This is a genomic window from Streptomyces sp. NPDC093801, assembly GCF_040701585.1.
In the GTDB taxonomy this organism is placed as follows: domain Bacteria; phylum Actinomycetota; class Actinomycetes; order Streptomycetales; family Streptomycetaceae; genus Streptomyces.
The window spans coordinates 22708-35763 of sequence record NZ_JBFBDP010000027.1 but is presented as its reverse complement, the minus strand read 5'-3'; the positions used below and the strand labels follow the sequence as shown (position 1 = coordinate 35763).

General features: G+C 72.0%; 15 protein-coding genes. 10 read left to right on the top strand and 5 right to left on the bottom strand.

Going from position 1 to position 13056, the window contains the following annotated elements; genetic code table 11:
* Positions 1 to 56 precede the first annotated feature (56 nt).
* Positions 57 to 476: a hypothetical protein gene (locus tag AB0469_RS28610; RefSeq protein WP_366454332.1), complete on the bottom strand. Its 420-nt coding sequence runs from the start codon at positions 474 to 476 to the stop codon at positions 57 to 59.
* A gap of 67 nt (positions 477 to 543) precedes the next feature.
* Positions 544 to 1056: an HAD domain-containing protein gene (locus AB0469_RS28605; protein WP_366454331.1), complete on the bottom strand. Its 513-nt coding sequence runs from the start codon at positions 1054 to 1056 to the stop codon at positions 544 to 546.
* A 91-nt stretch (positions 1057 to 1147) separates the two neighbouring features.
* Between AB0469_RS28605 and AB0469_RS28600 the strand changes: the two genes are divergently transcribed.
* The 3 genes from AB0469_RS28600 (at position 1148) to AB0469_RS28590 (ending at position 4803) form a co-directional block, all read left to right on the top strand.
* Positions 1148 to 1696 carry a helix-turn-helix domain-containing protein gene (locus AB0469_RS28600; protein WP_366454330.1) on the top strand — a complete coding sequence of 183 codons (549 nt, stop codon included), beginning with the start codon at positions 1148 to 1150 and terminating at the stop codon, positions 1694 to 1696.
* Positions 1696 to 3240 carry an MFS transporter gene (locus AB0469_RS28595; RefSeq protein WP_366454329.1) on the top strand — a complete coding sequence of 515 codons (1545 nt, stop codon included), beginning with the start codon at positions 1696 to 1698 and terminating at the stop codon, positions 3238 to 3240. Before AB0469_RS28600 ends, AB0469_RS28595 begins: the two co-directional genes overlap by 1 nt.
* Positions 3241 to 3309: 69 nt before the next feature.
* Positions 3310 to 4803: a membrane-associated oxidoreductase gene (locus tag AB0469_RS28590; protein WP_366454328.1), complete on the top strand. Its 1494-nt coding sequence runs from the start codon at positions 3310 to 3312 to the stop codon at positions 4801 to 4803.
* A 9-nt stretch (positions 4804 to 4812) separates the two neighbouring features.
* On the opposite strand, the gene AB0469_RS28585 is transcribed toward AB0469_RS28590, so the two are convergent.
* The gene (locus tag AB0469_RS28585; RefSeq protein WP_366454327.1) at positions 4813 to 5433 is read right to left on the bottom strand and encodes a lysophospholipid acyltransferase family protein; all 621 of its coding nucleotides are present in this window, start codon (positions 5431 to 5433) and stop codon (positions 4813 to 4815) included.
* 298 nt (positions 5434 to 5731) lie between these two features.
* Between AB0469_RS28585 and AB0469_RS28580 the strand changes: the two genes are divergently transcribed.
* From AB0469_RS28580 to AB0469_RS28570, 3 genes are all read left to right on the top strand, one after another.
* Positions 5732 to 6892: a glycerophosphodiester phosphodiesterase gene (locus tag AB0469_RS28580; protein ID WP_366454326.1), complete on the top strand. Its 1161-nt coding sequence runs from the start codon at positions 5732 to 5734 to the stop codon at positions 6890 to 6892.
* 73 nt (positions 6893 to 6965) lie between these two features.
* Positions 6966 to 7490, top strand: a complete 525-nt coding sequence (locus tag AB0469_RS28575; protein ID WP_366454325.1) for a sigma-70 family RNA polymerase sigma factor — start codon at positions 6966 to 6968, stop codon at positions 7488 to 7490.
* Between the two features lie 36 nt (positions 7491 to 7526).
* Positions 7527 to 8033 carry a GNAT family N-acetyltransferase gene (locus AB0469_RS28570; protein WP_366454324.1) on the top strand — a complete coding sequence of 169 codons (507 nt, stop codon included), beginning with the start codon at positions 7527 to 7529 and terminating at the stop codon, positions 8031 to 8033.
* Between the two features lie 21 nt (positions 8034 to 8054).
* Here AB0469_RS28570 and AB0469_RS28565 read toward each other — a convergent pair whose 3' ends face one another.
* On the bottom strand, positions 8055 to 8492 hold the full coding sequence (locus AB0469_RS28565) for a hypothetical protein (protein WP_366454323.1): 438 nt from the start codon (positions 8490 to 8492) through the stop codon (positions 8055 to 8057).
* Positions 8485 to 8853, bottom strand: a complete 369-nt coding sequence (locus tag AB0469_RS28560; RefSeq protein ID WP_366454322.1) for a hypothetical protein — start codon at positions 8851 to 8853, stop codon at positions 8485 to 8487. Before AB0469_RS28560 ends, AB0469_RS28565 begins: the two co-directional genes overlap by 8 nt.
* Positions 8854 to 9426: 573 nt before the next feature.
* Between AB0469_RS28560 and AB0469_RS28555 the strand changes: the two genes are divergently transcribed.
* From AB0469_RS28555 to AB0469_RS28540, 4 genes are all read left to right on the top strand, one after another.
* Positions 9427 to 10482: an ATP-binding cassette domain-containing protein gene (locus AB0469_RS28555; protein WP_366454321.1), complete on the top strand. Its 1056-nt coding sequence runs from the start codon at positions 9427 to 9429 to the stop codon at positions 10480 to 10482.
* Positions 10479 to 11147 carry a methionine ABC transporter permease gene (locus AB0469_RS28550; RefSeq protein ID WP_366454320.1) on the top strand — a complete coding sequence of 223 codons (669 nt, stop codon included), beginning with the start codon at positions 10479 to 10481 and terminating at the stop codon, positions 11145 to 11147. The genes AB0469_RS28555 and AB0469_RS28550 overlap by 4 nt, the downstream gene beginning before the upstream one ends.
* A 115-nt stretch (positions 11148 to 11262) precedes the next feature.
* Complete coding sequence (locus tag AB0469_RS28545; protein WP_366454319.1) at positions 11263 to 12126, top strand: MetQ/NlpA family ABC transporter substrate-binding protein; 864 nt, start codon at positions 11263 to 11265, stop codon at positions 12124 to 12126.
* Between the two features lie 178 nt (positions 12127 to 12304).
* Positions 12305 to 13021: a GNAT family N-acetyltransferase gene (locus tag AB0469_RS28540; protein WP_366454318.1), complete on the top strand. Its 717-nt coding sequence runs from the start codon at positions 12305 to 12307 to the stop codon at positions 13019 to 13021.
* The last annotated feature ends 35 nt before the right edge of the window (positions 13022 to 13056 follow it).

Genomic DNA, 13056 nt, shown 5'->3' with positions numbered 1-13056 from the left:
GAGGGGCGGTACGCACCCGCCCGGTGCGCACCGCCCCTCCGGCGCGTGTCCGGGTGTCAGCAGACGACGCTGACCGAGAACGGCCGGTCGTCGTCCACGGCCCGGCTCCCGCCGGAGGACGGCGTCGCGGTGCGGATGAAGATGCTCCTGGGCCCGGCCTGGCCGACCAGGATGGAGGAGCTGCCCGGGCCGGGGTCGTCGAAGTTGTTCTTGTTGACCGTGCCCAGCAGGGCGCAGTAGGTGATGTCGGCGCTCGTGGCCAGGAGGTAGCGCCCGGTGCCGAGGTGCTGGACGCTGTTCATGCCGGACCAGGCCAGGATCACCCCGTCCGCCCGGACCTTGGCGAAGGCGGTGGACGTCGCCGCGGCCTTCCTGGTGCGTGTCGGCTCCGCCGAGGCGGAGGAGACGGCGAACGCGCCGCCGACCGTGAGTGCCATCGCAGCGGCCCCGAGGGCCAGCTTCCTCGATCCGTTCATGGGCAGGACTCTCCCGCCTTCCCGGCGAGCCGCATAAGGCCCGGTCACGAGGGTTCACCCCAAAAGATCAACGAGTGTGTTCATCGGCCCAGTCCGCCAGGGCGTCGAAGTCCGGCCGGGTCAGGCCGGTCCGCTCGTCCACGTGCATGAGCAGCGCGTGCGCCGGGTGGTGCTGTGCGACGTACTCGCGGTCCAGGTCCGTGATGTCGTCGTCGATCCAGGCGAAGGGGCGCGCGCCCGCGTACTCCAGGACGTACTGCGTCTTCCAGAAGGTGCCGCGCGGCGCCCGGCCGTGCATCACCGGCCAGTCGATGTACGGCAGCCGGGGCAGGCCCAGGTGCGGGCCTATCCAGTCGTTGGCCTCGTCCTTCCAGGTGGTGGCCCAGACGAGCTCGTACGCGTCCGCCAGCGCGAGCAGCTCCGCCCCGTGGCCGGGGTGGAGCCAGACCCGCAGGGGCTTGCCGTCCGTGAAGCCCGTGGGCCGCATCCGGTGGGTGGTGTAGCCCTCCGGACGGCGCTGGGGCCGGGCCCCGTACGGGTTCAGGGGTCCGTCGACATCGATCAGCAGCAGTGGCTTCATGCACACACACCCTTCCTCCCCGGCCGCCCCTCCGGCAGCCCGTTTTCCCCCGAGTGAGACATTGGCGTCTCATTTGAGGTATGGTTGTCTCATGGCCATGGATCGTGACCAGGTGCTCCGCGACGCGGCGGCCCTGCTCTCCCGCAAGTCGACCGCGACGATGGACGAGGTGGCCCGCGCCGCCGGAATCGGCCGGGCGACCCTCCACCGGCACTTCGCCGGGCGCGACGCCCTCGTGCGGGCCCTCGAGGACTTCGGCATCCGCCGGTTCGAGATCGCCTTCGACCGGGCCCGCCTCGACGAGGGCACGGCCGTGGAGGCCCTGCGCCGCCTCGTCGCCGAAACCGAGACCGACGCCCAGCTGCTGGCCTTCCTCGTCACCGAGAACCAGCTCTTCGAGGGCGACCAGGTCAACGAGGGCTGGGCCCGCCTCGACGCGCGCGTCGGCGCGCTCTTCCGGCGCGGCCAGCAGGAGGGCGACATCCGGATCGACCTGAGCCCGGCCTGGCTCACCGAGGCCCTCTACGGCCTCATCGGCACCTGCGCCTGGGCCGTCATGGACGGCCGGGTCGCGGCCAAGGACTTCCAATACATGATCATCGAGCTGCTGCTCGGTGGCGCACGACGGAGCGTGGAGTGATGACCGGAACCGAACAGCTGGACCGCCGGACGGGAGCGGAGGGGAGGAGCCGCGGACGCTGGCTGGCGCTCTCCGTGCTCGTCCTGGCCGTGCTGCTGGTCGCGGTCGACGCCACCGTACTCGGCCTCGCCACGCCCTCCCTCAGCGAGGACCTCAAGCCGTCCGGCACCCAGCTGCTGTGGATCGGCGACATCTACTCCTTCGTCATCGCCGGCCTGCTCGTCTCCATGGGATCCCTCGGCGACCGCATCGGCCGCAAGAAGCTGCTGCTGCTCGGCGCCACCGCCTTCGGCGGCGTCTCCGTCCTGAACGCCTACGCCACCAGCCCCGAGATGATGATCGTGGCCCGGGCCCTGCTCGGCGTCGCCGGCGCCACTCTGATGCCGTCCACCCTCGCCCTCATCCGCAACATCTTCCACGACCCCCGGGAGCGCAGCCTCGCCATCGGCATCTGGGGGGCCACCGCCTCCGCCGGCGCGGCCGTCGGACCGGTCGTCGGCGGGGCCCTGCTCCAGCACTTCTGGTGGGGCTCGGTCTTCCTCATCAACCTGCCCGTGATGGCCGTCCTCGTCCTGGTCGGCATCAAGCTGCTGCCCGAGTCCAGGAACCCCGTCGCCGGCCCCTGGGACCTGTTCAGCGTGGCCCTCTCCCTCGTCGGCGTCATCGGCGTGGTCTACGCGGTCAAGGAAGTCGCCACCCACGGCCCGACCTGGGGCGTCGGGGCCGCCGCCGTCCTCGGCGCCGGCTGCCTGTACGGCTTCGTGCGCCGCCAGTTCACCCTGGCCTCGCCGCTGCTCGACATGCGGCTCTTCAAGCACCGCGGGTTCTCCGGCGCCGTCCTCGCCGACCTGCTGACCGTCTTCGGCCTCTCCGGGCTGGTCTTCTTCCTGTCCCAGTTCCTCCAGCTGGTCCAGGGCCGCGACCCCCTGGAGGCCGGCCTGGCCGAACTGCCCGCCGCCATCGGCGCCGTCTTCACCGGCCTCGTCGCCGGCCGCTACGCCCGCCGGTACTCGGTGCGGGTCATCGTGTCCGGCGGTCTGGCCGCCATCGGCGTGGCCCTGGCCGCCCTCACCCTGATCCACCCCGACAGCGGCTACCCGCTGCTCGGCGCGGCCCTGCTCGGCGTCGGCCTCGGCGCGGGCTTCTCCTTCACGGTCACCGCGGACGTGATCCTCTCCAGCGTGCCCAAGGAGCAGGCCGGCTCGGCCTCGGCCGTCTCGGAGACCGCCTACGAGCTGGGCGCCGCGCTCGGCATCGCCCTGCTCGGCTCCATCGTCACGGGCGTCTACCAGGGCTTCACCGCCCCGCAGACGGTCCCCGCCCCGGTGGCCGACGCGGCCCACGAGTCCCTCGGCGGGGCCGTCGAAGCCGCCAAGGTCCTGGACCCGCAGACCGCCCACACCATGGTCGGCGCGGCCCAGGAGGCCTTCGTGGACGGGCTGCGGCTCGCCTCCGGCGTCGGCGCGGCCGTCCTGCTCGCCACCGCCGCGGCGGCCTGGTTCCTGCTGAAGGGCCAGGAGCTCCAGGACGGCGTCGAGCACTGACCCGACGCCAGGGAGCGGTGTCCCGGGCGGAGTTGACAGCCCGTCGGGACCCGGGACACCATCCCGGCGATGGAGATCACCGACCTGACCCCCGCCGAACGCCGCGTATGGGAAGCCTTCCCGCGCGGCGAAGGCGTCGACTTCCGCGAGGGCCCCGACGAGGACGCCTCCGGCGGGCACGCCTGGGGGGAGGGGCGGACCGTACGCGCCGACGTGCTCGCCGCCCTCCTGCTCGGCCGCCCCGCCGCCGCGGGGCAGGTCGCCGAGCTCAACGTCAAGGGCGCCCGCGTCACCGGCAAGCTCAACCTCAAGTACGCCGACGTCGAGCACGCCATCCGGCTGCGCGGCTGCTGGTTCGAGCGCAAACCCCAGCTGTACGGGGCCCGGCTGCGGGCCGTCAGCCTCTCGCAGTCGGCGCTGCCCGGACTCACCGCCTCCACCGTCAGCGTCGACCTCGCCCTCCGGCTGAGCGGCTGCCGCGTCACCGGGCCCGTCCGCCTCGCCGGGGCCCGGATCGCGGGCGGCCTCTTCCTCCAGGACGCGGTGATCCGCCCTGCCGCCGGCGCGGAGCCCGACGCCGACGCCGAAGAACACGACGAGCCCCCGCTCCAGCTCAACCACGCCGAGATAGGGACCGACCTCGTCGCCGACGGACTCACCGTCCACGGCCAGCTCCGCGTCAACGGCGCCACCGTCGCCGGACAGATCAGCCTCGACCGGGCCAGGCTGCTCGCCCCCGGCGGGATCGCCCTGCACGCCGAGACCGTCTCCGTCGGCACCGACCTGCGCGGCCACCGGCTGGAGGCCGAGGGAATGGTCAACCTCACCGGCGCCCGTGTCCCCGGCCAGCTGATGCTCACCCGGGCCCGGCTCGCCAACCCCGGCGGGGTGGCCCTGCGCGCCAGCAGCTGTGCCATAGGGGAGCTGTGGCTGCGCAAGTGCCCGCCCATCGACGGCATCGTCAACCTGCGCCGCAGCCAGCTGGACATGCTCTACGCCGAACCGGACACCTGGCCCCCGGTGGTCCGCACCGAGGGGCTCGGCTACCGGGTGCTGCACCCGCTCCTGCCCGCCGAGCAGCGGCTGCCGCTGTTGGAACGCGAGGAGTCCGGCTACCTCCCGCACGCCTACGAACAGCTCGCCGCCGCCTACCGCACCGTCGGCGACGAGGCGGCCGCCCGCAGCGTCCAGCTCGCCAAGCTCCGCCGGCACCGGCACACGCTGCCCCGGCACGCCCGCCTGTGGGGGCTGCTCCAGGACGCGACCGTCGGCTACGGCTTCCGGCCGCTGCGCGCGGCGGGCTGGCTCCTGCTGCTGGTGCTGACCGGCTGGATCGCGTACGGGCTGCACCACCCCAGGCCGCTGAAGCCGGGGGAGGCCCCCGACTTCAACCCGCTCTTCTACACCATCGACCTGCTGCTGCCGATCATCGGCTTCGGCCAGGAAGAGGCCTTCGCGCCGGGCGGCTGGTACCAGTGGCTGTCGTACCTTCTGATCGTGACCGGCTGGATCCTCGCCACCACGACGGCGGCGGGCGTCAGCCGGTCACTCCAGCGCCAGTAGGGCGGGGGCTCAGGCCGCCTTCGCCTTGGTCGCGTACATGTCGACGTACTCCTGGCCCGACAGCCGCATGACCTCGGCCATCACCGAGTCGGTGACCGCGCGCAGCACGTAGCGGTCGCGGTCCATGCCCTCGTAGCGGGAGAACTCCATCGCCTCGCCGAAGCGGATGGTGACCCGGCCCGGGCGGGGCATGCCCTTGCCGCCGGGCTGGAGCTTGTCCGTGCCGATCACCGCGAACGGGACCACGGGGGCGCCCGTCATCAGGGTGAGGCGGGCGATGCCGGTCCGGCCGCGGTAGAGCCGGCCGTCGGGGGAGCGGGTGCCCTCGGGGTAGATCCCGAAGATCTTGCCCTCCTCCAGGATCCGGCGGCCCGTCATCAGCGCGGCGACGCCGCCGTTCGCGCCGTCGCGGTCCACGGGGATCATGCCGGCGCCGGTGAAGAACCACGCCATCAGCCGGCCCTTGAGGCCCTTGCCCGTCACGTACTCGTCCTTGCCGATGAAGTGGACCGTGCGGTCGCACACCATCGGCAGGATCATCGAGTCGATGAAGGTCAGGTGATTGCCCGCCAGGATCACCGGGCCGGTGCCCGGAATGTTCTCCAGCCCCTCCACCCTGGTGCGGAACATCAGGCGGATGGCCGATCCAGCAGTGGCTTTGATGAGCGCGGTACGGAACAACGTGAGCCCTCCGGCATCGAAAAGCGGTTTTCGCACCACACGGCGGTAGTGCAGGTGAGGACGATACTCGCGGGTCACCCCTGATCGCACATCGGGTTCACGAGGTGGATACGCGGTGTTGACGTGTGTTTCCGCCATGTTCCGCGTGACCCCACCCACCCGCCATCCCCCTTGCCTACCATCGGCTCGCCGATTTCCAAAAGAAGCCGAGCGATTTCCAACCGAATCCGAACAAGGAGTGGCACTGATGACGCAAGGTGGGACAGCCCGGCGCACCGTCCTGGGAGCCGCGGTCCTCGCGGCCGGAACCGGGATCGCCCCCCTCTCCGCCGCGACCGCCTCCGCCGCCGAGGCCCGCCGGGGCGAGGGCGGCTACCGCGACCTCCCCGTCCCCCTGGTCATCGGCCACCGCGGCTCCAGCGGCTACCGGCCCGAACACACCCTCGGCTCCTACCAGCTCGCCCTCGACCTCGGCGCCGACGTCATCGAGCAGGACCTCGTCCCCACCAAGGACGGCCACCTCGTCTGCCGCCACGAGAACGAGATCGGCGGCACCACCGACGTCGCCGACCGCCCCGAGTTCACCGGCCGGCGCACCACCAAGACCGTCGACGGCGTCGCCGTCACCGGCTGGTTCACCGAGGACTTCACCCTCGCCGAGCTGCGCACCCTGCGCGCCAAGGAGCGCATTCCGGCCATCCGCCAGCGCAACACCCTCTACGACGGCCGCTGGGCCGTCCCCACCTTCGAAGAGGTGCTGCGCTGGGCCGACCGCGAGGGCGGGCGCCGCGGCCGGCGGGTCTGGCTGCACGTCGAGACCAAGCACCCCACCTACTTCCGCGGCCTCGGCCTCGGCCTGGAGGAGCCGCTGGCCGCCCTGCTGCGCCGCTACGGCCGCGACGGCCGGGACGCCGCCGTCTTCCTCCAGTCCTTCGAGCCCTCCAGCATCCAGCGCCTTTCCCGCCTGGTGTCCGCCCCGCGCGTGGTGCTGCTCTCCGCCGCGAACACCCGGCCCTGGGACTTCGAGACGGCCAAGGACCCCCGTACCGTCGCCGACCTGGTCAAGCCCGAGGGCCTGAAGTGGATCGCCGGCTTCGCCCAGGGCATCGGCCCCACCCTGGACCTCATCGTCCCGCGCGACGCGGAGGGCAGGCTCGGCACCCCGACCACCCTGGTGCGCGACGCCCACGCCCGGGGGCTCGTCCTGCACCCCTACACGGCCCGCAACGAGAACAGCTTCCTGCCGGCCGAGTACCGCAAGGGCACCGACCCCACCGCCTACGGGGACGCCTTCGGCGCCTTCAAGCGCTACTTCGAGCTCGGCATCGACGCCATCTTCACCGACAACCCCGACACCGGACTCCTCGCCGCCGAGGCCTTCCGCCCCGGACGCGGCGTCAACCGCTAGGCCCCCGGCCACGTACGGGTGGGCCGGGTCCGGCGGGGAAACCGCCCGGCCCGGCCGCCGCGTCCCGCCCGGCATGGACCTGCGACGCGAACCGGAACTGATCGAGGAGCTGCGCCCGCTGCTCTCCGCCGAGGCGGCCGCGGAGGCCCCCGCCGCCGGGCTGGACGCCGCCGACCTGGAACAGGCCGTCTGGGTCAGGCTGCTGGAGCAGGGCCCGCCCGGCCCCGGCCCCGCCGGCCGGGCCCGCTGGCTGCGGCGGGCGGTGCGGGCCGAGGCCCGGCTCGCCCGCAGGCGGGCGCGGCGCGAGATCCCGTGCGGGGCCGCCCGCGCGGACACGGCCGACGAACCCGAACGCGCCCTGCTGCACGGGGAGCAGAACCGCGCCCTCCGATCGGCGGTCGCCCGGTTGCCCGGACGCTGCCCCGAGCTGGTGGCCGCACTTCTCTCGCCCAGGGACCTCACCTACCGTGAAATCGCAGGAGAGTTGGGTATCTCACAAGGAAGTTTGGGGCCGGTACGTTCCCGTTGCCTGGGATGTCTGCGCAGAATGCTGGCCGGAGAGGTTGCGGCTCCTGGCCCTTGGGGAAAGGAGCGGTAGACCAGAGAGCTACCGGTGAGCGGGAGGCATGCGCACATGGGCATGAGCGTGACCATTTCGGCGGCGGCCGCCGAAGACGCCGAGCAGATCTTCAAGCTGCAGTACCTGGCGTTCCAGAGGGAGGCCGAGCTGTACGGCAACTGGCTCATCCAGCCGCTCACCCAGTCCCTGGACTCCCTGAAGGAAGAGCTCGCCAAGGACACCGTCCTGGTGGCCCGGCTCGGCGACGAGGTCGTCGGCACGGTGCGCGGCAGCCTCGGCGAGGACGGCACGGCCAGCATCGCCAAGCTGTGCGTACACCCCCGCCTCCAGGGCCACGGTCTGGGCGCCCGGCTGCTGCGCGCGGTCGAGGAGGCCCTCGCCGGCCACGCCGGCACCACCCGCTTCCGGCTGCACACCGGCCACAAGAGCGAGTCGAACCTGCGGCTCTACCGCAAGGCGGGCTACGCGAAGGTCGGCAACCGCACCGCCTCCGACGGCGTGCACCTGGTGATCCTGGAGAAGGACGCCGAAGTCCCCGCCGACTACACCGTCAGTGCCTGAGCCCCGGCGGTCCGACGCGCGCTAGCGCTTCGCGCGCAGCCACAGCATCCCGGTGACCGGCAGGATCACCGGGATGAACAGGTAGCCCATCCCGAAGTCCGACCACACCGTCGCGTCGGGGAAGGCCTCGGGCCGGATCAGCGTCCAGGTCCCGACGGCCAGCACGCCCGCGAGCTCGGCGGCGCAGCACACCAGTGCCGCCCGCCGGGCCCGGTCGCCGCCGCGCACGAGCGAGTACGTGATGAAGGCGTAGACCAGGGCGGCCGCCGCCGACAGCGAGTAGGCCAGCGGCGCCCGGTCGAACTCGCTGGAGATCTGGAAGGCCGAGCGCGAGACCGCGCCCACCACCATGACCCCGTAGAGCCACACCAGCAGCAGCCCCGGCCCGGACACCAGCCGCTTGCGGCCGCCGGCCGCGTTCCCGGCGCCGGTCTCGGTCTCGGTCGTCGTGTCAGGCACCGGCGGATCCCCAGATGTCGTAGAGGCGCACCTCGAGCACGGCGAGGACGACCGCGCCCGCGGCCACCGTCACCGAACCCCACTTGGTGCGCTCGGTCAGCGAGAGCAGCCCGGCGGCCGGGACCGCCGCGAAGGCGCCCACCAGGTAGGCCACGAAGAGCACCGCGCCCTGTTCGGGCTTCTCGCCCCGGCCCAGCTGGACCACGCCGACCACCAGCTGGGCCAGGGCCAGCAGGGTCACCACGGCCATGCCGATGAAGTGCCAGTCCTTGGTCGGCTGGTCCCGCCAGACGGCGTGGCCGCACCAGGCGGCGAGGGCGAGGGCGGCCACGCCGAGGGCGGCCGTCAGGGCGTCGAGCATGCAGCGAGGGTATTACGGGCCCGCGGGGCGGCCGCGCACGGGGCGCCGCCGGGGCCCCGACCGTGGCCTTGGCCACAGCGGGCACCCCCGGCCGGCCCCGCGCGCAGCCGCCGCCGGGACCCCGCCCGGCCGTGCCGCGCCTGGCCGGGAGCGCTCCCGGACCCCGCGGGACGGGGCGCCGGGGACGGCCCCTCCCGTCCGGAATGCGACCGGAATCCGTCCGCTATGCGGACAGCGTTGATCGGTGAGTCGGTATGTCTGCTTTACTGGGGCCCATGACCACGACGAGCAGCCGCACCCTTGCGACCGAGGCGACGATGACGCCCGGTGCTCGTTGTATGTGTCGAATGTGCGCCTTCTGAGGGCCCCTTCCCCCGCGGTCTCGCGCCCCGAAGCGAGACGAGGCGATCCGCTGCGCCGCCCAGGTCACCGCTGACCCCCGGCCCGGACCGCTCCAGCCCCGCGCACGTGTCGACACGCTTCCTTTGTGACGGTTCGACCCGTATCGCGTCCCCAGATGTTTGCCCCGTGCACGGTCCCGCACGCCGTGCACTCGACAGCGACGGAATTCCTGTGATCACCACATCGGGCCTCACGAAGGTCTACCAGTCCCGTGGCCGCGAGGTCACCGCCCTGGACGGCGTCGACCTCCACGTCCGCGAGGGCGAGGTCTACGGAGTCATCGGCCAGAGCGGCGCCGGCAAGTCCTCCCTCATCCGCTGCGTGAACCTGCTGGAACGCCCCACCACCGGCACCGTGACCGTCGACGGCGTCGAGCTCACCGCCCTCGCCGGCCGCGGCCGGCGCGCGGGCAAGGAGCTCCGCGAGGCCCGCAGCCGCATCGGCATGGTCTTCCAGCACTTCAACCTGCTGTCCTCGCGGACCGTGCAGGCCAACATCGAGCTCCCCCTGGAGATCCTCGGCGTCGACCGCCGCGAGCGCTCCCGCAAGGCCCTGGAACTCCTCGACCTCGTCGGCCTCGCCGACAAGGCCAAGGCCTACCCCACCCAGCTCTCCGGCGGCCAGAAGCAGCGCGTCGGCATCGCCCGCGCCCTGGCCGGCGACCCCAAGGTGCTCCTCTCCGACGAGGCCACCAGCGCCCTCGACCCCGAGACCACCCGCTCCATCCTCCAGCTGCTGCGCGACCTCAACCGGCAGCTCGGCCTCACCGTCCTGCTCATCACCCACGAGATGGACGTCGTCAAGAGCATCTGCGACTCCGCCGCCCTGATGAAGAAGGGCCGCATCATCGAGTCCGGCACCGTCGCCGAGCTGCTCGCCACCCCCGGATCCGAGCTCGCCGCCGAACTCTTCCCGGTCAGCGGCACCGCCACCGGCCCGGAACGCACGGTCGTCGACGTCACCTTCCACGGAGAGGCCGCCACCCAGCCGGTCATCTCCCAGCTGGCCCGCACGTACAACATCGACATCTCGATCCTCGGCGCCGCGATGGACACCGTCGCCGGCCGCCAGATCGGCCGCATGCGCATCGAGCTGCCCGGCCGCTACGAGGACAACGTCGTACCCGTCGGCTTCCTGCGCGAGCAGGGCCTCCAGGTCGACGTCGTGGACGGGACGGACGAGATCGACAACGAACTGGCCGAACTGGTCAAGGATGGTGCCAAGTGACCTGGTCCGAGATGCAGCCCCTGCTCACCCAGGGCACCTACGACACCCTCTACATGGTCCTGTGGTCCACCGTGGTGACCGTCCTCGGCGGACTGCCCCTGGGCATCCTCCTCGTCCTCACCGACAAGGGCGGCCTCCTGCGCAACCAGCCGCTCAACAAGGCCCTCGGCGTGATCGTGAACATAGGCCGCTCGCTGCCGTTCATCATCCTGCTGATCGCCCTGATCCCGGTCACCACCGCCGTCGTCGGCACCTTCATCGGCCCCACCGCCATGATCGTCCCGCTCGCCATCGGCGCCATCCCCTTCTTCGCCCGGCTCGTCGAGACGGCCGTCCGCGAGGTCGACCACGGCCTGATCGAAGCCGTCGAGTCCATGGGCGGCGGCATCCCCACCCTCGTCGGCAAGGTCCTGCTCCCGCAGGCCCTGCCCTCCCTGGTCGCCGCCGTCACCACCACCGTCATCACCCTGGTCGGCTACTCCGCCATGGCCGGCGCCGTCGGCGGCGAAGGACTCGGCTCCAAGGCCATCACCTACGGCTTCCAGCGCTTCGAGACCGGGTTCATGGTCGCCACCGTCGTGGTCCTGATCGCCCTCGTCACCGTGATCCAGCTGATCGGCGACGGCGTGGTGCGCGTCCTCGCCCGCCGCGGCCGGACGGCCTGAGCCCCTCCCGGGCCACCCCCAAGACTCCCCACCGGAGAAAGCCCGCACTTGTCGTGCCTGGGCCACCACCAGCGGGTCCGCACCCCGGACCCGTACCGCAAGAAAGGCACTCTTCGTGCGTAAGAACATCAGGCTCACCGCCTTCGCCGCCGCCTCCGCCGCGCTCGCCCTCGGCCTCACCGCCTGCGGCAGCTCCTCGGACCCGTCCTCCGCCAGCGCCGACGGCGGCAAGGCGGACGAGAGCAAGCCCCTCGTCATCGCGGCCTCCCCGAGCCCGCACGCCGACATCCTGAACTTCGTCAAGGACAAGCTCGCGGCCAAGGAGGGCCTCAAGCTGGAGGTGAAGGAGTTCACGGACTACGTCCTGCCCAACACCGCCACCGAGCAGGGCCAGGTCGACGGCAACTACTTCCAGCACAAGCCGTACCTCGACGACTTCAACAAGAAGAACGGCACCCACGTCGTGCCCGTCGTCAACGTGCACCTGGAGCCCCTCGGCCTCTACTCCAAGAAGGTCAAGGCCCTCACCGACATCAAGCCCGGCCAGACCGTCGCCGTCCCCAACGACACCACCAACGAGGGCCGCGCCCTCCAGTTGCTCGCCGCGAACAACCTGATCACCCTCAAGGACGGCGTCGGAACCAGCGCCAAGCTCTCCGACATCACCGACAAGAAGGGCCTGGAGTTCAAGGAGCTGGAGGCCGCCACCGTCCCGCGCGCCCTCAACGACGTGGACGCCGCCGTCATCAACGGCAACTACGCCCTCGAGGCCGACCTCTCGCCCGCCAAGGACGCCCTCGTCCTGGAGAAGGCCGAGAACAACCCGTACGCCAACTTCCTGGCGGTCAAGGACGGCAAGCAGAACGACCCGCGCATCCAGAAGCTCGCCAAGCTCCTGAACTCCGACGAGGTCAAGAAGTTCATCGAGGAGAAGTACCAGGGCTCGGTCATCCCGGCCTTCGGCACCCCGGCCCGCTAGGGAACCCCCTGGTAGGCGCCGGATCCCCGGCCCCGCGCACCCCTCCGGGCGCGCGGGGCCGCGCGCTGCCCCGGGCCTGCCCGCTTCCGGGCAACCCGGCCCTGCACATCCCCGGGCCGATGCTGCATGCTGTGGCTACGACCCGCACAAACGGTCCGCCTCAGGCATGGAGCTGCGCATGACTACCACCTTCCCGGACGTCACCATCAGCACGGACCGGCTGGTGCTGCGCCCCTTCGAGGAGGAGGACGCCGGCGCGCTCGCCGAGATGATGAACGACGAGCAGGTCACCGCCTGGACCCCGGCCCCGCACCCCTACACCCGCGCCGACGCCCGCGCCTGGGCCACCGCCCTCTCCCACGCCGAACGCGCCGGGGGCCGCGGCATCGTCTTCGCCGTCGCCGAGTTCCTCACCCACCGCCTCGTCGGCAGCGTCCACCTCCGCAACACCGACTGGCGCACCCGCACCACCGAGATCCGCTACGTCACCGCCCCCTGGGCCCGGGGCGAGGGCTACGCCAGCGAGTCCGTCCTCGCCGTCGCCCGCTGGCTCTTCCGCGAGCAGCAGTTCGAAAGACTCGAAATGCGCACCGCCGCGGACAACACCGCTGCCCAGCAGGTCGCCCAGAAGATCGGTTGCATCAGCGAAGGCGTCCTGCGCAACGCCTGGACCGTCCGCACCCAGGCCGCCGACGGCGGCTGGGCCGACACCCGCACCGACCTCATCGTCTGGAGCCTCGTCCCCGAGGACCTCGACGACTCCGGCGCCTACGACGAGGACTACGGCGCGTACGACACGTACGACAGCCGCGAGGCCCGCGAGGCCCGAGAGGCCCGCGGCGCCCACCCGGCCCACGCCCTCGCCGCGGACCGGAACCGACCCGTCAGCAGGTAGTCTCGCCCTGCGGGACCCCGACGGAACCTCGCCTG

Bases quoted from the DNA above. Each gene is read 5' to 3' on its own strand.
- AB0469_RS28610 (WP_366454332.1), bottom strand. From the start codon at position 476: ATGAACGGATCGAGGAAGCTGGCCCTCGGGGCCGCTGCGATGGCACTC.
- AB0469_RS28605 (WP_366454331.1), bottom strand. From the start codon at position 1,056: ATGAAGCCACTGCTGCTGATCGATGTCGACGGACCCCTGAACCCGTAC.
- AB0469_RS28600 (WP_366454330.1), top strand. From the start codon at position 1,148: ATGGCCATGGATCGTGACCAGGTGCTCCGCGACGCGGCGGCCCTGCTC.
- AB0469_RS28595 (WP_366454329.1), top strand. From the start codon at position 1,696: ATGACCGGAACCGAACAGCTGGACCGCCGGACGGGAGCGGAGGGGAGG.
- AB0469_RS28590 (WP_366454328.1), top strand. From the start codon at position 3,310: ATGGAGATCACCGACCTGACCCCCGCCGAACGCCGCGTATGGGAAGCC.
- AB0469_RS28585 (WP_366454327.1), bottom strand. From the start codon at position 5,433: ATGTTCCGCACCAGGGTGGAGGGGCTGGAGAACATTCCGGGCACCGGC.
- AB0469_RS28580 (WP_366454326.1), top strand. From the start codon at position 5,732: ATGACGCAAGGTGGGACAGCCCGGCGCACCGTCCTGGGAGCCGCGGTC.
- AB0469_RS28575 (WP_366454325.1), top strand. From the start codon at position 6,966: ATGGACCTGCGACGCGAACCGGAACTGATCGAGGAGCTGCGCCCGCTG.
- AB0469_RS28570 (WP_366454324.1), top strand. From the start codon at position 7,527: ATGGGCATGAGCGTGACCATTTCGGCGGCGGCCGCCGAAGACGCCGAG.
- AB0469_RS28560 (WP_366454322.1), bottom strand. From the start codon at position 8,853: ATGCTCGACGCCCTGACGGCCGCCCTCGGCGTGGCCGCCCTCGCCCTC.
- AB0469_RS28540 (WP_366454318.1), top strand. From the start codon at position 12,305: ATGACTACCACCTTCCCGGACGTCACCATCAGCACGGACCGGCTGGTG.